This window comes from Clostridium gelidum (assembly GCF_019977655.1).
Taxonomy (GTDB): domain Bacteria; phylum Bacillota; class Clostridia; order Clostridiales; family Clostridiaceae; genus Clostridium; species Clostridium gelidum.
Map to the genome: position 1 here is coordinate 5,307,113 of NZ_AP024849.1, position 23,142 is coordinate 5,330,254.

Genomic DNA, 23,142 nt, shown 5'->3' on the forward strand with positions numbered 1-23,142 from the left:
AATGATATTAATAAAATTTAAATATCATATTTTATTTTTAAAAAAATCCCCTGAAATAATCTTATTATTTCAGGGGATTTTCTTGGAATCTTATAATTTTTCGCGTCTCTTAGTTGACTTTATAAATATTTCTTTAAGTGCTTCTTTATCATCATTCTCTATTGCATCTTTTATTTTATCTAGCTCTGTTTCGAAATTTTCTATACTTTTGAGCAAATTCGTCTTATTTCCCAGGAAAAGTTCACTCCAAAGATCTTCATTTATATTAGCTATTCTTGTTAAATCTCTATAGCTGTCTCCAATAAAGCTTCCAGTTTCTCTTCCTTCTACATCACTGTTAACTAATGCCACAGCTAATGAATGTGGAAGTTGGCTTGTAAATCCAATCATTTCATCATGATATTCAGGAGTTATTCTTTTAACTCTTTTAAATCCAATTTTATAAACTAACTCTTCTATCATGTTTAAATTTTCTTCTTTATTTCTAGCTACTGGAGTTAAAATATAATTTGCACCTTTAAAAACTGTACTGCTTGCAAAATCTATCCCCTTCTTTTCTCTTCCTGCCATTGGATGTCCAAAAACGAAGTCAATATTTTCAGGTAATATTTTTACTATGTCTTCAATAAACAGTTTTTTAATACCAGTTGCATCTGTTATTACTGCACCATCTTTGAAGTTATCTTTATTATCAATAATAAATTGTTTAACTAATCTAGGATATAAAGATATAATTATAAAATCTGCATTTTTAACAATCTCTTGCCCATTTGTAAAGCCCTCTTTTATTAATCCAAGGTTCTTAGCCTTTTTGAGCGATTCCTCATTAATATCTATTCCATATACCTCATCATACCCTGCTTCTTTCAACGCCATGGTAAATGAGCCTCCAATTACTCCAAGACCTACAACTACTATTTTCATATCTATAGCTCCTTCAAGTCCTAAATTTCTTTATCTTCTATAGCAGCTACAGCTTTAACTTTACTCATTAATACATCAAATTGATCTGGAGTAAGTGATTGTTGTCCATCACTTAATGCATTTTCAGGATCATTATGAACTTCTATCATAAGTCCATCAGCACCAGCCATTATAGCTGCTTTAGCCATTGGTTCTACAAGGTATGCGTATCCTCCTGCATGACTTGGATCAACAATTATTGGTAAATGTGATAATCTCTTAATTACTGGAATCGCTTGTAAATCTAATGTGTTTCTTGTAATAGTTTCAAATGTTCTTATTCCTCGCTCGCAAAGAATTACATTTTCATTTCCACCAGCCATAATGTATTCAGCTGACATAAGCCATTCTTCTATAGTTGCAGATAAACCTCTCTTTAAAAGAATAGGTGTCTTAGTCTTACCAATTTGCTTTAATAAATCAAAGTTTTGCATATTTCTAGCACCAATTTGAATCATATCAACATTTTCAACAAACTCATCTAAGTAATCTGTAGACATAAGTTCAGTTACTATTGGAAGTCCTGTTTCTTTTTTTGCTATCTTTAAAAGTTTTAATCCTTCAAGTTCTAGACCTTGGAAACTATATGGCGAAGTTCTTGGCTTAAATGCTCCTCCTCTTAAGAAGTTAGCTCCAGCTTTCTTTACTCTCTTTGCAATTTCAATAATTTGTTCTTCGCTTTCAACAGAACATGGACCAGCCATTATTCCAAGTCTTCCGCCACCAACTATTGATCCTTCAACATTAACAACAGTATCTTCTGGCTTAAATATTCTATTAGCTTTCTTAAAAGGTTCTTGAACTTTCATAACTCTATCTACACCTTTAAGCACTTGTATTTTCTTAGGATCTAATATAGAAGTATCTCCTACTGCTCCTATTATGTAGTATGTGTCTCCCTTAGAAAGATTAGTTTCTAAGCCTTTTGATTCAACTAATGCTTTTACCTTTCCTACTTCTTCATCGCTTGCTTTTGGGTTCATAATAATTATCATTTTTAATCTCCTCCTGTACTTCTACTTTTAATTTTAGTTTTTTTCTTCTACTATACTTCTATACTACCTTTCAGTTGACAGTTGACAATGTACAATTGACAATTATCCATTGATTTATATAATAAACTATTTAGGCATTTTTTTCAATTCTAATGCCTTAATAGCTAATAAATATCCATTTTCTCCAAAACCACACATTTGTCCTATACAAGCTGGTGCAGTAACAGATATTTTTCTAAATTCCTCTCTTACATGTATATTTGATAAATGGACTTCAACTGTATCTATATTAGTCCCTTTTATTGCATCATGAATTGCATAACTATAATGAGTATAAGCTCCTGGATTTATTATTATTCCATCATAATTTTCAAAATATGCTTTTTGAAGCTCATCAATAATTTCACCTTCACAGTTGCTTTGAAATAATGTTATTTCATGACCTCGCCTTTTGCCTTCTTCTTTGATATATTCACATATATCTTCAAAAGATTTTGTTCCATAAATACCTTTTTCCCTAACCCCAACCATATTTAAGTTGGGTCCATTAATAACCATAATCTTCACGTTTACTCCTCCTTTCTAAATTTTATATAATATTTAAAATTATTAAAACAAATATTCATTTTTAAGTATTTGCGTAAATCTAGTTTTTACTTAAGTCACATGAAAATAAATAACAAGTCCAAAACTGCCATGGATATTTTTCATCAGGCAAGGAAGTAAAGTGCCATCATAGCGAGCCTATTATGGCATTTTGCTGACGAAGGATAATGGAAAATAGGCTGGCAGATGGACTTGTTATTTTTTTGATTGTGCCTAATCTATTATTAAATTAAATTTAATTAGTTTTTCCATTATATCTATTGTATTTCTAAGTCCTTTATCATTTTTAACTATATCATCTGCAGATGATTTATATAATTCATAACGTTCTTCATATAACTTAATTAGTTTTTCTCTTCCTTCTTTAAGCAACGGTCTTTTTGAAATATCTACATCATTTAAAAGTTCTTCAAGTGGTCTATCTATAAAAATAATATAGGATTCTTTTTTTAATATTCCAATATTCTCTTTTCTTTTTATTACTCCTCCACCAGAAGAAATTAATACATTACTCCTTTCTGACAATTCTGTGCAGGCTAGAGTTTCAAAGTCTCTAAAATAATCCTCTCCATGTTCAAAAAGCTGTGGGATTGTCTTAGCTGTCATCTTTTCAATATAATTATCCATATCAATAAATTTAAGATTTAATTCTTTACTTATCAATTTACCAATCGTACTTTTGCCGCATCCTGGCATACCAATAAGTACTATTTTATTTTTCATATACTCCACCTACTTGAATTCATCTTGAAACATTGAATATAATTCTTGTGTCACATTATTATCAAGGGTAGCCCCTTGCCATATTTCCTCAGCTTTTATAGCTTGACCAACTAACATTTCAATTCCACCACATACTTTTTTATTTAAAGTTTTTCCTATTTTTAAAAATTGTGTTTCCTTCGGATTATAAATTAAGTCTATTAGTGCATCGAAGTTAGATATTATATCTTCATGAACTGCAGTTTCATCCATATGTGGATACATTCCAAGAGGCGTTGAATTTATTAAAATATCCCCTTTTATATGTGTTATTTCACCATAGGATTTACATTCAATTCTATTATTATCATAACCTGAACTATCCTTACCTTTTCTTGAAACTAAATAAATCTTTTTTATTTCTTCATCTAAAAGATAATTAATTACAGCCTTAGCAGCTCCACCATTTCCAAGTACCATTGCTATACTATCTTTAACTTTAATATCATTATTTTTTATAATGGTTCCAAAACCAAAATAATCTGTATTATAGCCATATAACTTTCCATTATTTAAATAAATAGTGTTTACTGCGCCTATTTTTTTTGCTTCCTCTGATATAAAATCTAAATATTTCATTACATCTTGCTTATAAGGAATAGTTACATTAACTCCCTTTATTTTAAGAATCTTTAATGAATCTACAGCCTTTCCTAAATCTTCTTTCTCTACTTCAAAAAGCTTATATGCCCCTTCAATATCTAAAGCTTTAAAAAGTGTATTATGAATCTTCGGTGAAAGACTATGTGGCAACTTTTCTCCTATCAATCCGTAAAAGTCCAAGTTAATCCCCCCTTGTAGTTGATTAATAATGAATTATGAATAATTAAGGAATTTCCTCCTTCATTTTTCATCATTCCTCATTAATCATTCATTTAAATAGTATATTTTCTGTATCCACCAATAAGTTTAAAGTAAGCACTGCTTTGTTCAATTAATTTTAAAGCTGTTGCTACCTTTTCTATTTCAATATTCCCTTCAAAATCAATATATAAAAAATACTTCCAAGCACCCTTTTCCATTGGTCTTGATTCAATCTTCATCATATTTATATTATTTTCTGCAAAATGCCTTAATAATTTATACAAAGTACCTGCCTTATGTTCAAGTGAAAATACAACACTTACTTTATTACAGCTTGGGTCTGTTTCAAGACTTTTTGATATTATTATAAATCTTGTAGAATTATCGCTTTGATTATTTATATTTGCTTCAATAATATCTAATCCATATATAGCAGCAGCTCTATTACTTGCAATAGCAACCTTTGATGTATCTTTTAAATCGCTAATCAGTTTTGCACTTACAGATGTACTATGGAAAGGTATAACCTTCCAATCACTATACTTTTTCAAAAATTCACTACTTTGTTCAATAGGTTGAGGATGAGAATATACTTCTTTAATTGAATCTAAAGTCGTACCTTTAATACCAATTAAGTTTTGGTTTATTTTAATACACTCTTCTCCAACAATGTAGAAACCATACTTATATATAAGATCATAAACCTGGGCGATAGCACCTGTTGAAGAATTTTCTATAGGAACAACTCCATATTTAATTTCATCATTTTTTACTGCTAAAAATACTTCTTCAAATTCGCCATATGGCTTGGGAGCTTCTAGTTGTCCAAAATACTTTAGCATTGCTTCTTCACTAAATGATCCTGGAACACCATAGTACCCAATCTTACCTTGTTTTATATTTTTAATTTCTGATAAATCTGCTTTATTTTCTATAACCTCTTCTGCTTCTAACATTTTTCTACTTTGAAGCTCTCTTGATACTTCCATTAAAGATATAAAAAACTTTCTTGTTTCCTCTGAATAATCATCATTTTTTAGATATCCAACATTTTTCTCAATAACTTCATCTTCTCTATCTCTATTAAAAATAGGTAAGTTTCTATCTTTTTTATAATTTGCAATATTAATAACCGTATCCATTCTTTCTTCAAAAAGTTTAGTTATCTCTTTATCTATTTCATCAATTCTACTTCTATAGTCATCTATACCAGCCATTTTATACTCCCCCTTTAATTCAGTTAACAGTTAGCAATGTACAGTTTTTCTTATTAAGCTCTTGGTTGTGCTTGCTACGTTCCTAATTGTGTTTCCCACCCTTTTTATAGGCATATAATTTTCAAGTTCCGTAGGAACTTGTTCCTACATTGTTAACTGTTACTTTTTAACTGTTAACTGATTAAGTCAAGTATTCCAATAGCAGTTACTGCTTCAATTACTGGAACAGCTCTTTGTACTATACATGGATCATGTCTTCCTTCAATTACAATGTCTGCTTCTTTCTTTTCTGCAATATCTATTGTTCTTTGTTTCTTTATTATTGATGGTGTTGGCTTCATTGCAACTTTAAATAATATTGGCATTCCATTAGTAATTCCGCCTGTAATTCCACCGTTATTATTTGTATAAGTCTTAACTTTATCTCCATCATAATAATATTCATCATTACATTCAGAGCCTCTAAGCTCAGTCATTTCAAAGCCTTTTCCAAATTCTATCCCTTTAACTGCTGGAACAGAAAACATTAAATGCGCTAAAGTAGATTCAACTGAATCAAAAAACGGATTTCCAATTCCAGCATTTATTCCAAGAACAGTACATTCGATAGTTCCACCCATAGAATCTTGTTCTTTTTTTGCTTTAAGAATTGCATTTCTCATTTCTTCTTCTTTTTCTGGAATTAAAAGAGGTAATTCTTTGCTTCTTAAATCTTCTAACAATTCTTTACTTAGTTCAACATCATAAAAACTCTTATCTTCAATATTTCCAATGCTCTTAACATGAGCCCCTATATTAATTCCTTTTGCTTCTAAAACTTGCTTACAAACAGCTCCTGCAAATACTAATGGTGCTGTTATTCTTCCCGAGAAGTGCCCACCGCCCCTATAATCATTAAATCCATTATACTTAATGAATCCTGGATAATCTGCATGGCCTGGTCTAACTAAATCCTTAAGTTTTCCATAATCTTTAGAATGCATATCTGCATTTCTAATTACTGCACAAAGTGGTGTTCCTGTAGTTTTACCTTCAAAAAATCCACTTAATATTTCTGGTGCATCATCTTCTTTTCTTGCAGTTGATAAATTGCTCTTACCAGGAGCCCTTCTTGCCATTTCTTTCATAACCTCTTCCATATTGATTTCAAAACCAGATGGAAGTCCATCTATTGTAATACCTATTCCTACTCCATGAGATTCACCAAAAATAGAAACCTTTAATTTATTCCCCCACATTCCACTCATCAAATACACCTCCTACATTCTTAAAATCATCCCAAAATTGTGGATAAGACTTTGAAACACATTCATAATCCTTAAGTATTATAGGTTCTGTGCACATAGTAGAAGCTATAGCTAAAGTCATGGCGATTCTATGATCTTTATGACTCCAAACTTCAATGCCGCCCTTAAGTTCTTTAACACCTTCAATAATTAGTCCGTCTTCTTTTTCTGTAATCTTAGCACCTAATTTATTTAACTCAGAGGTTACAGCTGCTAACCTATCACATTCTTTAATTCTAAGCCTTCCAGCATTTATTATTTCTGTTGTTCCAGTGCTTAAGGCTGCAACTAGAGATACTACTGGAATTATATCTGGACATTGAGAACCATCAATAACTGTTGCTTTTAATTCTCCACTAACCGCTCCTATTAATCCATTGTTTTTATTCTTTAAGTTTAATCCCATTCTCTCCAAAATATCAATTACTTCTTTATCTCCTTGAAGTGAATCTAATTTCAAATCATTAAGAACTACATTGTTTGAAAGTGCATCTGCACTGAAGAAAAATGCTGCTTGAGAATAATCACCTTCAACTCTATAATCTCTGCTCTTATAGTTTTGATTTCCCTTTATTATAAATTCTTCATAATTATTATTTATAATTTCAACCCCAAAATCTTTAATAGCACTTAAAGTCAAATCAATATATCCCTTTGATTCCATTTCTGTTGTTATTATAATTTTAGAATCTCCATCTAAAAGAGGAAGAGTAAATAATAACCCTGTTATAAATTGTGAACTGATATTTCCTTTAACTTTAAACTCTCCATGTCTTAATTTACCTTCAGTCTTTAAATCTAATGTTCCTTCTTTATATGTATATTTTATTTTTTGCTCATCAAATATATTATAATACGTATCTAGTGGTCTTTTACCTAAATTACCTCTACCAACAAATCTGTTAACACCATCAAATAAAGTAGCAATGGGTACTAAGAATCTAAGAGTTGAACCTGATTCATTACAATCTATAGTTCTTTCATTTCTTAATTCGTTAGCTTTAATATTTTCAGGACATTTAATTCCATAAACCTCAAGATAATCGGTAGTTTGAGTTATTTTTGCACCGAGTGACGACATAGCTTCGATAGTAGCTATAATATCATCTGAATAATCTATATTAGTAACTTTACTCACACCATCAGAAAGAGCTGCACAGATCACTGCTCTATGAGCCATACTCTTAGATGGAGGTATCTTAACTTCACCACTTAATTTATTTGGATAAATTTTTAAATTTCCCATCATATCACCCCTTAACTAAAAAATTCAACATTAGTCTTTTCTAAAAATGATTCGCCAATATTCTTTAATAATACTACTTTAAGAACATTATCAATATTCTTTTTATCTAAAGCTATGGTATCTGAAATTACTGAACTATCATCAATTTCTACTTCATATGGAAGACCATATTGAACTAATATTTCTTTAATCTCTTCTGCCACACCTTTTTCAGTAAGTCCTTTATTTTCTGCAAGTTTACTTATTTCATACATGCCTATGGCAACTGCTTCTCCATGTGTAAATTTTTTGAAGTTATAATATGTTTCTATAGCATGACCTAACGTATGTCCGAAGTTTAATAACATTCTTTCTCCAGTATCTTTTTCATCGTTTTCCACAACACACTTCTTAATAAAGCAACATTTGTGGATAATAGCTTCTATACTGTGCATAACTTCTTCTTTATTCTTTAAGCTCTTTAGAAAATAGAAAAATTCTCTATCTTTTATGCATCCATACTTAATAACTTCAGCCATACCATCTATAAAAAATCTTTCACTTAAAGTTTCTAAGACATTTGGATCTATTAAAACTAATTTAGGGTGATAAAAACTTCCAACTAAGTTTTTACCTCTTTCTAAATCCACTGCAACCTTTCCACCTACGCTACTATCAACTTGTGCTAAAAGTGATGTTGGCATTTGTACAAAATCTACACCTCGAAGGAATGTAGATGCAACAAAACCACCAAGGTCTCCAATTACTCCTCCACCAAGAGTTATAATTAAATCACTTCTTGTAAGTTTAAAATCTAATAGTTCATTATATATTGAAGGAAGAGTGCTAAATGCCTTAGTTTCTTCACCAGGTTCTAAAGCCATTAACTTAACCTCATATCCAGCGTTAATCAAGCATGATTTAACTCTATTTCCATAATGAGAATCTACATTTTTATCTGTCAATATAAAGACTTTTTTACCTGTGTATATCTTTTTAATTTCTAAATTAATTTCATCAATTAATCCTTTTTTAATTATAATAGGATAACTTCTTTCACCCAAATCAACAACTAAGTCTTCCATTTTTCAAACACCCCTTTTTTATTTTCTTTCACATCACTTATTAAAACAAAAAATGGAACTCACATATAATGAGTTCCATAAAATATCAATATTATTTGCCTAATCTAAAAAATTTATATAAATATTAAACACTCATTAAAAAGGTATTATTCAGTTTTTTGCAAAATAAATAGCCAGCGCTAAAATAAAAGCCCCAGAACATAAAATAAAAAAAGCTATATGATTTTTGCATAACTGATTTTTTAATATCCTTTTCCATGTTTTTCTCCTTTTCTAAATTAATGCTTATTTCGCACTAACTTAATATAATATTTTCATTTAAAATTTATCTTTTTTATAATTATAACAAATTAAGATATAATGTCAATATTTATTAGTAATTTTTCATTTTTCATATTAAATAAATATATATTTATTAATAATAACTTTATATTATTAATATTCCAGAAAAAATATATCAAAATAATTTGCAATAGTTTAAATGTTAATAATTCTAAAATATAACTTATTTGCACTTTATAACAATATATGGTAAATTGAAACCAATCAGCTTTCTTATAACATAAATAATAAAAAACATATAAATGTAAACACTAAAGAAAGTATATTCTATAAATAAGGTGGTAAATAATAATGTTAAACAAAAAATTTATTTGCATTCTTTTTACTCTTTTAATATTTTTTTTAGTTAGTTGCACACCTCAAGAGGCCATTAAAAGTAATTATGTAGAAGATATACCAGAAACAACTTCAACTAATTCAACTAATGAACTACATTCAGATTATGATGGTTTTAAAGGTTTTAATATGACAAAAGACAATGTAATCTTTAAAATTGATGGTACACCCTTAACTCTTACATTACCAATATATTTAGATAAAAATAGATATTATATTTCTTTAAATGAATTTGTTGATAAACTTAATGGAAAAATTGAAAAAGTTGACACATTATTAAACATCAAAATTAATGATCAGAATTATTCAATTAACTTATCAAGCAATATAGTAACATGTCCAAATAATAGTTTTTCACTAAAAAAATCATTATTAAGTGAAAATGATATATATTATATAGGATTTTCTGATTTTTCACATATGCTTGATCTTTATACTAGATGGGATAAAGACAAGAAAATTATTAATTGTAAAACTAATAATTCTAGTAATTTAAATATTACTCCATATAAATCTAAAATAAATCAAATTGGTCTTATACGCTTTGAAGACGTTGGCTTATGCTCTCAGCCTTATTCTAAAGATTATTTTGAAAAACTTCGTATATTAGCAAATTATATGAATGAAAAGAAAATCCCATATCATATAGCATGGATTCCACGATATATGATTCCAAATAATGGAGTTGATAATGATCCATTAACTAAAAATAATTTTGAAATTGCAGAAATGGTTTATAGTCTAGATTATTTTACAACGCATAACGGAATAATTGGACTTCATGGATATACTCATCAATGTGGAAAATCAGAATCAGGAGCAGGCTTTGAATTTGGAAGATACGAGCCTTCTCCAACTGTTTTTAGAGAAAAGATTAAAAAGGCTATTGAAACAGCTTCTTATTTAGATATCCCAATTAATTTCTTTGAAGTTCCACATTATGAAATTACACAACAACAAAATAAAATTGCTGAAGAATACTTCAAAATATTGTATTACCCATTTAATGATTATGGAGTTAAAAAAGCTAATTTAACTAAGCCACAGCTAAGCCCTTATAATAAATCTTCTTATTATATTTCAACTCCACTTGATTATATTCCCCAAGGCAAAGAAGATAGTGCTTTGGCTAAACTTAAAAATGCTAATGTTAATAATATGGGTAGTGTCTTTTTTCATCCCAATTTAGAAAGTACCTATATTTCTTTAACTGAAGACTCTAGTGGTGCACCTACTTTTACTTATAAAGATAATTCAACTTTAAAAAGATTAGTAGGCATATTAGAAGAGAAAGGTTTTAAAATGATTAAAGTTACAGATATTTAATATAGATAAACAGATGCAAAGTTTTACTTATACCATGAATATATATTCATAATTAGAAATCAATAATACTCTGTTGTGCAGTGTTTCATTAGGAATTTTGATGGTTGTGCTTCTTAGATTGTAAGTTGTTCCAAAACGCTTGTTCAAAGCTTGCCTTTGAAGCAAGCATTTTGGGTACAACTTGCGATCTTAGAAGAACCCATCAAAATTCCTTAGAAACCAAAACAACAGAGTATCATTGATTTCGGCGGATTATACGCATAAGTAAGATTTCCACTCTGAGTATCTATATATACTCAACTCTTATGAATGATTTTTATTATACCGTTATATAGATTTATTGGGAAGAATTTTACACGCAATTAATGAACATATTAATATAATTGAAAATCCCACAAAATACATTGTAGTATATCCAAATCTTCCTTGAATTATACTAAACATTTGAGGATATACAAAATTAGCACCAGCAGACCCTAGTACCGTTACAAATGCATATGTACTTGCAACCAATTCATCATTAACAACTTCTCTAATATATTTAAATAAAAATGTTAAATAACACGCATACATTAATCCATGTAATTGGTCACCTAAAACAATTAATGGTATATATCCTGTTGAAAATAACAATATCCTCATAGCTCCTATAAGAAAAGCTATAATTAAATATTTTTTAGGACTTTTGCCATTTAAAAACCTTCCAACAAGAATAAAAGATATAAATTCAACAAAAACTCTAGCAAATATAGATTTACTGTATATAGAATTAGCTAAGGCAGTGCTTCCCGTTATTTCTATCAAATAAGTTGAATATGCAAATTCTATTGCATTATAAACTCCAATAATTAAAATACTAGTAAATCCAAGGATTATTGAATTTTTATTTTTCAATATGTCACTTAATCTTATTGTCTTATTTTTATCTTTTGATTCAATATTTCTAAATTTTATAATTATTATAATTATAACTATACTTATCATTATAATACCTAATAAATGGACCATTTTAAATCCGTATCTTGAAATTATACTACCACTTAAAAGCACTATACATCCAAATCCAATAGAACCCCATTTTCTTATTTGAGAATATTCCATTCTTTGTTTAACACATAATTCTTCAACATACACTTCATATATTGTTCCAACTGTTTGTATAATCATTCCATACAAAACTGCAAAGAAGTATATACTACTTCTATTTAGAAACATTAAAAACACTATCATAAAAATTAAGCCACACAAATGCACAATAATGAACTTCTTCTTATTTTCACTTGCAGAAAACTTACCAACTAAAAATTGTTGTGAAATAATTGCAAATAATGCACCTATAGATACTACTTTACTTACTTCACTTAATGATAATCCAACTACTTGATTTAAATACGGTACATAAAAAGTCGTTACGATACTTATTACTCCATAATTAATAAATGTAGCTAGCGAATAATAAAATTTTACTTTGTCTTTCATATGAAACTCCTTGTATCCCCCTATATTCATACAGTTTTTCCCTGCATTGTTTGATTGATGGGTTTTATCCAATAAATTTTGTATTTCAGTTTTTACTTTATTATAATTAATTTTATTTTGACTTTATTCAATTCTTCCTTATATAGATACCCACAACTGAAATTTTACTTATGCTTGGTATTATATTCAACATTTACTATACTTAGGAGCATATCCAAACAAAGAAATTGGATACATATTTGTAACCACAAGGGTCATAATATGAAGTAGGCATTGAAAATAAGCTGCTGAAGCTTCTTAATGGAAGGTTGTTCCATTATAGTTTGTCCAAATTTTACATTTGGAGCAAACTATAATGGGTGCAACCTCCCTTTTAGAATGCTTCCAGCGAAATTTTCACAGTCCTACGGAATAAATATGTATTCAATTTCGGCGGATGTAGGCATAAGTATGAGTTCCACTGTGGTTATCTATAATATAGGTGACACTAGTCTAATCAATGATTCTTTAATCCTAATGCTAATGCTTCTATTATTATATATTTCTTTTGTTATTTCTTTTGATGCTTCCATATCTTTCATAAATTGTATTTCGCCTTCTTTTGCAATTCTATCATCAAAAATAAATGCATTAACTTCAAAATTCAATTTAAAACTTCTTATGTCTAAATTTGCTGTACCTATACTCATAACTGTACTATCTGCAACTATTGTCTTTGCATGAATAAAACCATTTTGATAATTATATATTTTTATTCCTGCCTCTAGTAATTCTCCTATATATGAGCTTGCTGCCCATTGCATAAAAAAATGATCTGGCTTACCTGGTATTATTATTCTTACATCAACCCCAGATAGTGCAGATATTTTTAAAGATTCTAATATAGGTAAATCTGGTACTAAATATGGTGTTTCAAGATATACATTCTCTTTTGCATTGTTTATAAGCTTTATGTAAGCATTTCTAATATATTGCTCCTTATGATCGGGTCCACTAGTTACAATTTGTATTCCTACGTCTCCAACAGTTTTGTTGCCTTTTTGTGAATATTTCTCATAACCTTTTATTTCTTCACTTGCTGCATAACACCAATCAAGTAGAAATCTTTCATTTAAATCATCTACTGCTTCTCCCTCAATTCTCACATGAGTATCTCTCCAAAATCCAACTTCTGGATCTTTACTTATATATTCGTCTCCAACATTAAATCCTCCCACATATCCATATTCTCCATCAATTACAACTATTTTCCTATGATTTCTATAGTTTATACGGGTATTTATATGAGGTAAAATTCCCGGAAAAAATATTGAGAATTTTCCTCCAGCATCTACATATTCTTTAATTGCTTTCTTTGTTAATTTTCGAGATCCCATACTATCTACTAATAATCTAACTTCTAATCCATTTTTTGCTTTTTGAGTCAATTCTTCAATGATACTCTTTCCAAGAGTATCATTTTTGAAAATATAATATTGTATATGTATATATCTTTTTGCATTTTTTATATCTTCTATTAATTGTTTAAACTTATCCTCTCCATTTGCATATACATTAATATTATTATTTGTTGTATATTTTGCACCTGAATTATTAAAATTCATTTTTTTCAAATCCGCAAATGTCTCTCCTCCATCATGTTTATGAAGACCTCTTTCATATTTGTCATTTATATTTTTCCTTTTATCCTCATCAACACGTATCTTTTCTTTAAAAATCTTTTGTCTGCTCAAATTTTGACCAAACATAATATATATTATAAACCCGAAACCTGGTAAAACCAATAATATTAAAAGCCATGCCCAGGTTGTAGTTGGATCTTTTCTCTCTATAAAAACTAATGATAAAGAAAGAAATATATTTAATATTAGAATTACAACAATTAATACTAATAGTATGTTCATTTCTTTTCACTTCCTTTTTCCTATAACTAAATTGTTAATAAAAATCTACTTAGGTCATCTATTGTTAAATTAGATTTATTACTAGTTCATATCTTATTGTATCATTATTATACTATAAGATATCATAAAATTTCTTTAACTCTTTACTAATTTTATTTTTTAAAATTACTATATCTTAGCATTTTAAAATTATATACTAAATATATACATGAAAATAAGTTATTAACAATTTTTATCAATGTTAATGCTTATTTTTTATTAATATTATTTTAAGCGAAAGATTTATTATAAATAATACGACTTAATTAATGAAAGTACTTTCAATCAAACATAAAGAGGTAAAATAATGAAGCAAAAAAACTTTTTAAAGGAACTGCGAAATCATAATGCTAAAGCTTTAGATTATGTCTTTGCCACATATGGAAATTTAATTTTCAAAGTAGCATATTCTGTACTTAATAATAGACAATTTAGTGAAGAATGTGTAAATGATTCATTACTTAAAATTTGGAATAATATAGATTCATTTAAAAATGATGATAGCAAATTTAAAGGTTGGATTATAATTCTTACAAAATATACTGCTATAGATCTGCTTAGAAAAGAAAGTAAGCACAGCAATGTAACAAATTTAGATTTCTATGATAAAGAAGATGTAAACTTTGAAGATAATCTTGAGCAGAAGGAAACTAAAGAAGAAATCTTAAAAGAAATTAATAAGTTTGATAAAGATAATAAGGAAATTTTCATCAAAAGATTCTTCTTATATTACTCAATAAAAGATATAAGTCAATCTACTGGAATAAGTGAAAATGCCATTAGTAATAGATTACGACGCTGTAGATTGAAACTTATTGAATCACTAAATCAGGAGGTACTTTAAAGTTATGAATGAAAAAGGAATTACGAATATATTAGATAATATAGATATAAGTGAAAAGGAATTTGATCACATAGATGTTGAACTTAATGATATTGAAAAAAAGAGAATAAGAAAAAACTATAAAAAAACTATTATTAAAAAAAGTTCTATTGTAAAGAAGGTTGGTATTGCTTGTGCATTAGTTATAGCTATTAGTATTACTCCTATAATTGCACCTCCAGCTATGGCAAGTAATATTCCTATTTTAAGTAATATATATGAAACATTAGGGATATATCATGAATATAAAGATTACACAACGTATATTGGACAAAGTATAAATGTTTCTAAATATACTTATACAATAGATAATATAATGGTTACTCCATATAAATCTCTAATGGCAGTTAAAATTACAAGTACTGAACCTATCCCAGAAGATCATGAAGGGTTTATGATAACCCCAAGTATAGGTGGTGTTCATTGTGATTCTGGTTCTTCTCAAGACTATAGGATAGATGACCATAATATAGTTATTACTTTTGAACATGATTATCTAAATAAAATTCCCAAAAAATCAACTATAAAAATTGATATTGAGTCTTTTGATTATAGGGATACTGATTCTCATGGTACTTTTGAATTTAAATCTGATTTTGATAGAAGCTACACTGAATTTACATCTCTTCCTGTAATAAATACAAACATAGATAAATATGGAGTAAAAGTTAAAGAAATAAATTCAAGTATAATAGAAACAAATATCGTTAGTGAAGGCTATGAAAAAGATAAATTGAAGTTCCTACTAAATATCGATGGTAAACTTTATGGTGGCCTTGAATCTCTATCATCAGGTAAAATGACTACTCGAATTGAAGGATTAAATGTAAATGCAATTAATAATTCTAAAAATATAAGTTTGTTAATATATGAAGCAAAGTATTCTGAAGATGAATGTGATGATCGTAATGAGTCATTAAAAAAAATTATAGAACAACCAACTAATATTGAAGAACAAAATGTTTTCTTCTTACCATACTATAACTTCTTAGACGGACATAAAGGAGAATTTTATAACTTAGAAAAAAATGAAAATACAATAATAATTCATTATAAAGGAGAATCAAGTGATATTATTTCGTTAAGCGACATGTCCGCATCGTATGAAGGAAATATAAATTTGGCTATTTCCAAAGTTATACTTAATCCTAATGATAAAAATGATTTTATACTAGAATTTAATAATCTTCCTAAAGACAAAAAAATCAAACTTTCTTTTCTTAATATGAGGGATATAAATAATAGTTATACTCTTTTAGATACAGTCAAAGTTAAATGAATTTCAAGATTTTTCTAGAAAATATTTAACCAGAGAGAGAATAGCTTTAGTGTAAATTCTCAGGACATTTAACAATTCACTACTCAGCGAGTAGCAATTGTTAAATGTCCTATACAATATCCTTTCTTTGACCAATACTTCTGCAGATTTTAAAAGAACATTGCGAATTAATTGATACTAAGATTTAATTATTTCCATAAATATTTCGGGTTTAATTAAATTTTTAAATCCAAATTTTTTATAAAACTCATGTGCATCATTTGTTGCAAGACACCATCTTCTCAAATTTTGTAAATCAGGATGTTTGAAAATACATTTAAGAAACCATACTCCCAAACCCTTGTGTCTATATTTATTATCAATTATAACGTAAGCGTAAAAAAATTAACGGATAGATAAATGTAAGTCTCTATTGTTAAAATTAACATAGATTTTAACAATGGAGGTTTATTTACATGAATAATAATGAGAAGATAAATTGGAGAGAAATTGTTGCTACCTTTTCTTCTTACGAAGGAACGTTAGGAACTTTCTGCAATGCAAATCACATTACTAAAAGTCAATTTCATTACTATAAAAAGAAATTCAAGAATGAAGATAATAATTTACAGTTTCATGCAATTTCAATGAGAGAAGAAAAAGTAACAACTGAAGTCACCGTAGTTCCAGCTGATAGACCTAATATAATAATAGAAATAGGAGCCGCTAAAATATATGTACCGGCTAATGAAATAGCTATTTTGAGTAAGTTGCTTAAGGATTTGATTACAAATGTTTAATCTTAATAAAGTTAATACAGTTTATCTTGCATGTGGAATAACAGATTTGAGAAAAAGTATTGATGGACTAGTAGTGATTGTGCAAACGCAGCTAAAGTTGGATCCGTTTGAAAAAGCCTTGTTTGTTTTTTGCAATAGGCAAATGAATAAAATTAAGATACTTCACTTTGATGAAGGATTCTGGCTGTACTATTTCCGACTTGAAAATAGTAAATTGAAATGGCCGATGACTCCAGACGAAGCTCTTAAAATCAACAAAGAGGAATTGAAATGGTTGCTTATGGGATATGAAGTTAGAACTAAGTCTAAATTTAAGCCAATTGAAGTAAGAAATAGCTTTTAAAACAAATATCGCTGTAAACCCTTAATTTTGAACTTTTACAAGTTTCGGAATTGAGGGTTTTGTGGTAAAATACCCCTATATTTGTTGTGAGGTATAGGGATGGATATTTTAGATTTAGAAGATCAACTTGATAAAAAAACAAAATTATTGATTTCTAAAATGGAAAAAGACATTGAATCAAAAGATAAGGAAATTGATGATTTAAAAAAGGAATTGGCTTTTCTTAAAGGACAGCTCCTTAATAAAAACAGAAAAATTTTTGGACAATCTAGTGAACAAGTTGATTCAAGACAGCTCTCACTTTTTAATGATGCTGAAAAAAACAGTGATATTAAAATAGATGAGCCTTCCATTGAAGAAATTACATATACAAGAAAAAAATCATCTTCTCATTTAGGAAAGAAAGATAATCTATCCGGCCTAGATAGAGTTACAATTGAGCATAAACTTGCTGACTCTGAAACATTTTGCGATAAATGTGGGAATGATTTAATTATAATCGGTAAAAAATCAAAAGAAATTTTAAAATATAAGCCAGCAGAACTTTACATAGAAGAACATATTTCATATACATATGCTTGCAAAAATTGCGAAGCGGATGCTGATAAAGCCAATATAATTTCTGCAAAAATTCCAAATACTTTCTTATATAAAAGTATGGCTTCAAATGAATTATTAGCTCATGTTGTGAGCATGAAATATCAATATGCAATGCCATTATATAGAATGGAATCATATTTTAAGATGATGAATGTTAATCTTTCAAGACAGACATTATCCAACTGGATAATAAGTTGTGCAAATGAACTTCAGCCTGTTTTTCATTATATGAAAGAGGAACTCTTAAGAAGAAATTATATCCACGCCGATGAAACTTATGTGAAGGTTATTGAGGAAAATGGAAAAGACTCCAACTCAAAAAGGTTCATGTGGCTATATCGCTCCGGAGGCATAGAGAACCATATAATTTTATATGATTATCAGAAAACAAGATCTGGTTCTTGTGCTGAAGAATTTCTTGAAGGTTTCTCTGGATATCTTCAAACAGATGGATATGATGGCTATAATAAAGTTAAGAATATAAAAAGACTATATTGTATGGCCCATATTCGAAGAAAATTCTTTGATATAATATCAACCTTAAACCCCGAAGCTCTAAAGCAGTCTCACGCAATAGAAGGGTTTAATTATTGTGAGCGACTTTATAAAGTTGAAAAAGATCTAAGGGAACAATATATATGTAGTGATGATTATTATGGTGATCGACATGCAATAAGGCTCAAGAGATCTGCACCCATTCTTAATAAATTTCAAGAATATGTAGATAATGAAATTGTTAATGCTCTTCCTAAAAGTCCTTTAGGTAAAGCTCTTGCATATGCTCAAAAGTTGTTGCCATATATGAGAACTTTCTTGACAAATGGATGTCTTGAAATTGATAATAATGCAGCTGAAAGAGCTATAAAACCATTTGTAATTGGCAGAAAAAACTGGATGTTCTCCAAGACAGTAAAAGGCGCAAAATCAAGTGCATTACTTTATAGTATTACTGAAACGGCTAAAGCCAATGGCTTAGCAGTGGAAAAGTATTTAGTATATTTATTTGAAATGTTTGCAAATTCAGAAGTTAAGGAAATGGACATACTAGAAAAATGTATGCCATGGTCTGAAAGCATTCCAGATGAACTGCGCGTTAAGACTACCAAATAATTATTTCTATATAAAATTATACCCAACAGAGAATATAAGTTTTTCTGTTGGGTTTATTTTATCACTTAAATTATACTACCGCTACGCGTCGATTCTTTGACGCTTACATTATAACATCACATAAGTATGCAAATGTAGAGTAGTCTGTGATAACCCTTACCAAACCAATTTGTCTATCATTATGCAATAAAGAAAAGCATAATGAATTTTTTAATGATTTAATAATTACATCTATTTCCCTGGACTTTGCCCAATAAGATTGTCCAAGAAGTGAACTGACAGCATCAATATCTATCTTTTCAAAATCCGTTGTAATATAAAAATCATCTTTTTTATATTCTATTATTTCATACATAGTAATACGCCCCTTCTTTTATACAATAAATTCTTTAAATCCATCTGCATAATTAGTTGGTATAAATTCAATTATTTCATATTTTGCAATGTTGTTTTTATAAAAAGGATCTTCTTTAATTATTGAATTCACCTCTGTTTTGTCTTTTGCATTACATAATATTATTCCACCTGTTCTTGGCTCTTGCCTTCCAGAACATATGAATTTATCAAGTGCATAATATTTTTCAAGAAAATTTATATGCTCCTCTAAATAATTCATGACAGTTTCTATTGGTTTTTCATATTTTAAAATTACTATAAACATAATGGTTGTCCTCCTAAAATAAATTTGTGATACAATTACAGTGTAAATCACCAAATAATTCAATTCAACAAATTTAATGTAAGATTGTCCTAGTACAAAAGGAGGCTATATGAGCAAATATAACGATATAGTAGACTATATTCATTATGAAATAGAAAATGGAAATATACTACATGGTCAAAAAATGCCAACTATTAGAGACTTGTCTGAAAAATTTAACTGTAGTAAACAAACTGTTGTCCATGCTTATGAAAAACTTCAACTTGAACATATTGTATATTCAATACCTCAAAGTGGATATTACTTAGTTGATAAAAAAGAAATCCATAAGAATAATTTAAATAAAATAATCGATTTTTCAGCAGGTTCACCAGATGAAAGTATACTGCCATATGAAGAATTTCAGCACTGTTTAAATCAAGCTATAGAAATATATAAAGCTACTCTTTTTAATTATTCCTCTCCAAAAGGACTTACAGGGTTAATCAAAACTTTAAAGACATACTTTGAGGATTATCAGATATTTTGTACTTTAGAAGATATTTATATAACTTCTGGTTAACAGCAAGCAATACATATACTTTGCAGTATGCCTTTTCCAAGTGGTAAAAGCAATGTGCTTGTGGAACAGCCAACTTATCACGGTGTACTAAAGACTCTTGAAACCACAAAAACTCCAGTAATTGGTATCGAAAGAAAATTTAATGGACTCGACTTTGAAGAACTTGAAAGAAAATTTGCCCATGATAATATAAAGTGCTTTTATACAATTCCACGTTTTAGCAATCCACTTGGGATAAGCTATTCTAATGATGAGAAAAAACAAATTATAAAATTAGCTGAAAAATATGATGTTTACATAATTGAAGATGATTATCTTGGAGAATTAGAGATTAAAAATAATGTTTATCCGATGTATTACAGTGATGTTTCTTCTAAAGTTGCCTATATAAAAAGCTTCTCAAAAACACTTCTTCCAGGACTTAGAATTGCAGCAGTTGTACTCCCTAAAGTTTTAAGAAACACCTTTGAAGAATATAAACAGTGGATGGATTTAAATACATCCGTTTTATCTCAAGGAGCTTTAGAAATTTACATTAAAAGTGGAATGTTTAAATCAAATCAAAAACATGTAAAGAAAATATATAGCGAAAGAATGAATACATTAAAAGAAGTGACAAATGAAATTGAAATTTCTAATATAAAATGGCACATACCAGACACTGGTTTTTATGGATGTATTGAATTTTTAAATACGGTTAATATAGATTGGCTAATTAAAGAATGTGGTAAAAAGGATATATACCTTAGGGATATGAAAGGCTATTATTTAAAAGATTATTTTAGCAGTGATCTTTTAACAATAAGTGTTGGAAATTCTGAATGCGATGATATTAGAAATGGAGTTAGAGATATTTTAAAATTAATCAGTAGTTTTTACCAATCAATTTGATTCTCATAAAAAAGATAAATTAAGCCTTTCACATTTGTTTTGGTTAAACTTTACAGTACTTTTCCAAAAAACAAATGTGAATCTAGCATCCCTAAAGTCTATTACAAGTATTCACTTCCTTTCAATATCAAAATTTAAAATAATACTATATATTAGTATCAAATGTATCTAACAAGTTCATATCACTATTGGTAGCTATATTCTTATAATAATTAGATACTTTGTATTCTTTAGTTCCTTTTAATTTTTCTCCTTGAGCTTCTATTAAAGCTTTCGCTCTTTCCTTTAATTCTTTTCTCTTCTTTTCACGTAATTCTTCCTCATCACTTGTTTTACTTGTATTCTTAGAATCTTTTTCTACGTATTCACACTTACAACTAACTCCACCATTTTCATCTATTACAAAACTTACATTCTTTACTTCTCTGCCATCTAAAGTATATTTATGTTCATTAATATATTGTGGTATTGATGACATTTGATCTAACAATCTATTTAAATTTTCAGCTGCTTTAGGATAACTAATTGCTTTGTTTATTAATTGAGGAGAAACGTTACAAATTATTTCAGTCCCTTTATTCAAATGTGAATTACTCATATTAAGATTGACATTTGAATATTTATTGGAAATTTTTTTAAAATACTCATCTTTCGAAATTGTTTTATCTGTTGTGCTTGTACTACTAACTGTAGTTTTATCAGCATCACTAACTTTAGTTTTATCATTATTACTTCCAGTTTTATTAGATACTTGTGTATAATGCGAACTATAATTACTATTAATTCCTATTGACATATTATTCACTCCCTCATACATTTTAAATAAATTCCGTCAATTTTATTGTCGTATGTAAATTTTTACACTTAATAGATTTTTATTCATTTTTTCCAATTCAATAGTTTTATCTTATAGATACCCACAACTGAAATTTTACTTATGCTTGGTATTATATTCAACATTTACTATACTTAGGAGCATATCCAAACAGAGAAATCAGAATCATTGTTGTGCAGCAGGCATTTGAAAATAAGCTGCTAAAAGCACTTAATGTAAGGTTGTTCCACTCTAGCTTGTCCAACTGAATAGTTGGAGCAAGCTAGAGTGGGTGCAACCTTACATTTAGTGCTTTCAGCGAAATTTTCATAGTCCTGCGAAACAACAATGTTTCTGATTTCGGCGGTTATACGCATAAGTATGATTTCCACTGTGGGTATCTATATCTACATTTGTTTTTGTAACTTTACTCTACAATGTTACAAAATTAAATTTATCCGTTTCTTGACTTTTTTAGATTTTTTAATATATAATGTTATTAAAATTTTATATTAGTGATGAATAGGAGTATTAATAATAATTATATCTTAAAGAGAGCTGTTGTCTGGTGTAAAACAGTGTTATATTATTATGAACTTGCCTAGGAGCTTACTTGTTAAAAGCAAGTACGGTTAAATCCGTTAAAATATTAAGTGAGAAGAATTAATTTTGTTTTTTCTTCTAATTAAGAGTGGTACCACGGAAATTATGCTTTCGTCTCTTTATTTTTAGAGACGAAGGCTTTTTTTATATAATTAATTATATTTTTCAAACTCTATCAGAGTTTATTTATTAATTGTGCATGTACATAGCCAACAATGTACCATAAAAGGCATGAATACGCATTGATT

At 28.4% G+C, this 23,142-nt stretch carries 23 protein-coding genes and 1 other annotated feature; of the genes, 8 read left to right on the top strand and 15 right to left on the bottom strand.

Features of this window, described 5'->3' with window-relative positions; translation table 11 throughout:
• Window positions 1-90: 90 nt before the first annotated feature.
• The 9 genes from psyc5s11_RS24410 to aroB form a co-directional block, all read right to left on the bottom strand.
• Window positions 91-924: a prephenate dehydrogenase gene (locus psyc5s11_RS24410; protein WP_224035058.1), complete on the bottom strand. Its 834-nt coding sequence runs from the start codon at window positions 922-924 to the stop codon at window positions 91-93.
• 20 nt (window positions 925-944) lie between these two features.
• On the bottom strand, window positions 945-1,958 hold the full coding sequence (aroF, locus tag psyc5s11_RS24415; RefSeq protein ID WP_224035059.1) for a 3-deoxy-7-phosphoheptulonate synthase: 1,014 nt from the start codon (window positions 1,956-1,958) through the stop codon (window positions 945-947).
• A 126-nt stretch (window positions 1,959-2,084) separates the two neighbouring features.
• Window positions 2,085-2,525, bottom strand: a complete 441-nt coding sequence (aroQ, locus tag psyc5s11_RS24420; RefSeq protein ID WP_224035060.1) for a type II 3-dehydroquinate dehydratase — start codon at window positions 2,523-2,525, stop codon at window positions 2,085-2,087.
• Window positions 2,526-2,777: 252 nt separating this feature from the next.
• The gene (locus psyc5s11_RS24425; RefSeq protein ID WP_224035061.1) at window positions 2,778-3,287 is read right to left on the bottom strand and encodes a shikimate kinase; all 510 of its coding nucleotides are present in this window, start codon (window positions 3,285-3,287) and stop codon (window positions 2,778-2,780) included.
• A gap of 9 nt (window positions 3,288-3,296) precedes the next feature.
• Window positions 3,297-4,109 carry a shikimate dehydrogenase gene (aroE, locus tag psyc5s11_RS24430; protein WP_224035062.1) on the bottom strand — a complete coding sequence of 271 codons (813 nt, stop codon included), beginning with the start codon at window positions 4,107-4,109 and terminating at the stop codon, window positions 3,297-3,299.
• Between the two features lie 92 nt (window positions 4,110-4,201).
• Window positions 4,202-5,347 (bottom strand): prephenate dehydratase, encoded by a 1,146-nt coding sequence (gene pheA / locus psyc5s11_RS24435; protein ID WP_224035063.1) that lies wholly within the window; start codon window positions 5,345-5,347, stop codon window positions 4,202-4,204.
• Between the two features lie 173 nt (window positions 5,348-5,520).
• Window positions 5,521-6,594, bottom strand: a complete 1,074-nt coding sequence (gene aroC, locus psyc5s11_RS24440) for a chorismate synthase (RefSeq protein ID WP_224035064.1) — start codon at window positions 6,592-6,594, stop codon at window positions 5,521-5,523.
• Window positions 6,572-7,879 (bottom strand): 3-phosphoshikimate 1-carboxyvinyltransferase, encoded by a 1,308-nt coding sequence (gene aroA / locus psyc5s11_RS24445; RefSeq protein WP_224035065.1) that lies wholly within the window; start codon window positions 7,877-7,879, stop codon window positions 6,572-6,574. Before aroA ends, aroC begins: the two co-directional genes overlap by 23 nt.
• Window positions 7,880-7,890: 11 nt before the next feature.
• Complete coding sequence (aroB, locus tag psyc5s11_RS24450; protein WP_224035066.1) at window positions 7,891-8,943, bottom strand: 3-dehydroquinate synthase; 1,053 nt, start codon at window positions 8,941-8,943, stop codon at window positions 7,891-7,893.
• Between the two features lie 633 nt (window positions 8,944-9,576).
• On the opposite strand from aroB, the gene psyc5s11_RS24455 reads away from it, so the two are divergent.
• Window positions 9,577-10,947 (top strand): DUF2334 domain-containing protein, encoded by a 1,371-nt coding sequence (locus tag psyc5s11_RS24455; protein ID WP_224035067.1) that lies wholly within the window; start codon window positions 9,577-9,579, stop codon window positions 10,945-10,947.
• 327 nt (window positions 10,948-11,274) lie between these two features.
• On the opposite strand, the gene psyc5s11_RS24460 is transcribed toward psyc5s11_RS24455, so the two are convergent.
• Both psyc5s11_RS24460 and cls read right to left on the bottom strand, forming a co-directional pair.
• The gene (locus tag psyc5s11_RS24460; RefSeq protein WP_224035068.1) at window positions 11,275-12,426 is read right to left on the bottom strand and encodes an MFS transporter; all 1,152 of its coding nucleotides are present in this window, start codon (window positions 12,424-12,426) and stop codon (window positions 11,275-11,277) included.
• A gap of 470 nt (window positions 12,427-12,896) precedes the next feature.
• Complete coding sequence (gene cls / locus psyc5s11_RS24465) at window positions 12,897-14,330, bottom strand: cardiolipin synthase (protein ID WP_224035069.1); 1,434 nt, start codon at window positions 14,328-14,330, stop codon at window positions 12,897-12,899.
• A 346-nt stretch (window positions 14,331-14,676) separates the two neighbouring features.
• Between cls and psyc5s11_RS24470 the strand changes: the two genes are divergently transcribed.
• Together psyc5s11_RS24470 and psyc5s11_RS24475 are read left to right on the top strand one after the other, a co-directional pair.
• Window positions 14,677-15,213 (top strand): sigma-70 family RNA polymerase sigma factor, encoded by a 537-nt coding sequence (locus psyc5s11_RS24470; RefSeq protein WP_224035070.1) that lies wholly within the window; start codon window positions 14,677-14,679, stop codon window positions 15,211-15,213.
• 4 nt (window positions 15,214-15,217) lie between these two features.
• Window positions 15,218-16,531, top strand: a complete 1,314-nt coding sequence (locus psyc5s11_RS24475; RefSeq protein WP_224035071.1) for a DUF4179 domain-containing protein — start codon at window positions 15,218-15,220, stop codon at window positions 16,529-16,531.
• 177 nt (window positions 16,532-16,708) lie between these two features.
• Here the strand turns inward: psyc5s11_RS24475 and psyc5s11_RS24480 are convergent, their stop codons facing one another.
• Window positions 16,709-16,897 (bottom strand): GNAT family N-acetyltransferase, encoded by a 189-nt coding sequence (locus tag psyc5s11_RS24480; protein WP_224038261.1) that lies wholly within the window; start codon window positions 16,895-16,897, stop codon window positions 16,709-16,711.
• 89 nt (window positions 16,898-16,986) lie between these two features.
• Between psyc5s11_RS24480 and tnpA the strand changes: the two genes are divergently transcribed.
• The 3 genes from tnpA (at window position 16,987) to tnpC (ending at window position 19,363) form a co-directional block, all read left to right on the top strand.
• Window positions 16,987-17,310 (top strand): IS66 family insertion sequence element accessory protein TnpA, encoded by a 324-nt coding sequence (gene tnpA, locus psyc5s11_RS24485; RefSeq protein WP_224033074.1) that lies wholly within the window; start codon window positions 16,987-16,989, stop codon window positions 17,308-17,310.
• Window positions 17,303-17,653, top strand: a complete 351-nt coding sequence (gene tnpB / locus psyc5s11_RS24490; protein ID WP_224033073.1) for an IS66 family insertion sequence element accessory protein TnpB — start codon at window positions 17,303-17,305, stop codon at window positions 17,651-17,653. The genes tnpA and tnpB overlap by 8 nt, the downstream gene beginning before the upstream one ends.
• A gap of 99 nt (window positions 17,654-17,752) precedes the next feature.
• Entirely contained in the window at window positions 17,753-19,363 is a 1,611-nt protein-coding gene (gene tnpC / locus psyc5s11_RS24495; protein ID WP_224033632.1) for an IS66 family transposase, read from the top strand.
• Window positions 19,364-19,466: 103 nt separating this feature from the next.
• On the opposite strand, the gene psyc5s11_RS24500 is transcribed toward tnpC, so the two are convergent.
• Both psyc5s11_RS24500 and psyc5s11_RS24505 read right to left on the bottom strand, forming a co-directional pair.
• Window positions 19,467-19,718, bottom strand: a complete 252-nt coding sequence (locus psyc5s11_RS24500; protein ID WP_224035072.1) for a hypothetical protein — start codon at window positions 19,716-19,718, stop codon at window positions 19,467-19,469.
• Window positions 19,719-19,736: 18 nt separating this feature from the next.
• Window positions 19,737-20,024 (bottom strand): YciI family protein, encoded by a 288-nt coding sequence (locus tag psyc5s11_RS24505; protein ID WP_224035073.1) that lies wholly within the window; start codon window positions 20,022-20,024, stop codon window positions 19,737-19,739.
• A 109-nt stretch (window positions 20,025-20,133) separates the two neighbouring features.
• On the opposite strand from psyc5s11_RS24505, the gene psyc5s11_RS24510 reads away from it, so the two are divergent.
• Window positions 20,134-20,586, top strand: coding sequence for a GntR family transcriptional regulator (locus psyc5s11_RS24510; protein ID WP_224035074.1), 453 nt, complete (start codon window positions 20,134-20,136; stop codon window positions 20,584-20,586).
• A 27-nt stretch (window positions 20,587-20,613) separates the two neighbouring features.
• Complete coding sequence (locus tag psyc5s11_RS24515) at window positions 20,614-21,477, top strand: aminotransferase-like domain-containing protein (protein ID WP_224035075.1); 864 nt, start codon at window positions 20,614-20,616, stop codon at window positions 21,475-21,477.
• A 145-nt stretch (window positions 21,478-21,622) separates the two neighbouring features.
• Here the strand turns inward: psyc5s11_RS24515 and psyc5s11_RS24520 are convergent, their stop codons facing one another.
• Window positions 21,623-22,273: a DUF6033 family protein gene (locus psyc5s11_RS24520; RefSeq protein WP_224035076.1), complete on the bottom strand. Its 651-nt coding sequence runs from the start codon at window positions 22,271-22,273 to the stop codon at window positions 21,623-21,625.
• A gap of 527 nt (window positions 22,274-22,800) precedes the next feature.
• Window positions 22,801-23,016: a binding site (T-box leader), on the top strand.
• Window positions 23,017-23,142: the final 126 nt, after the last annotated feature.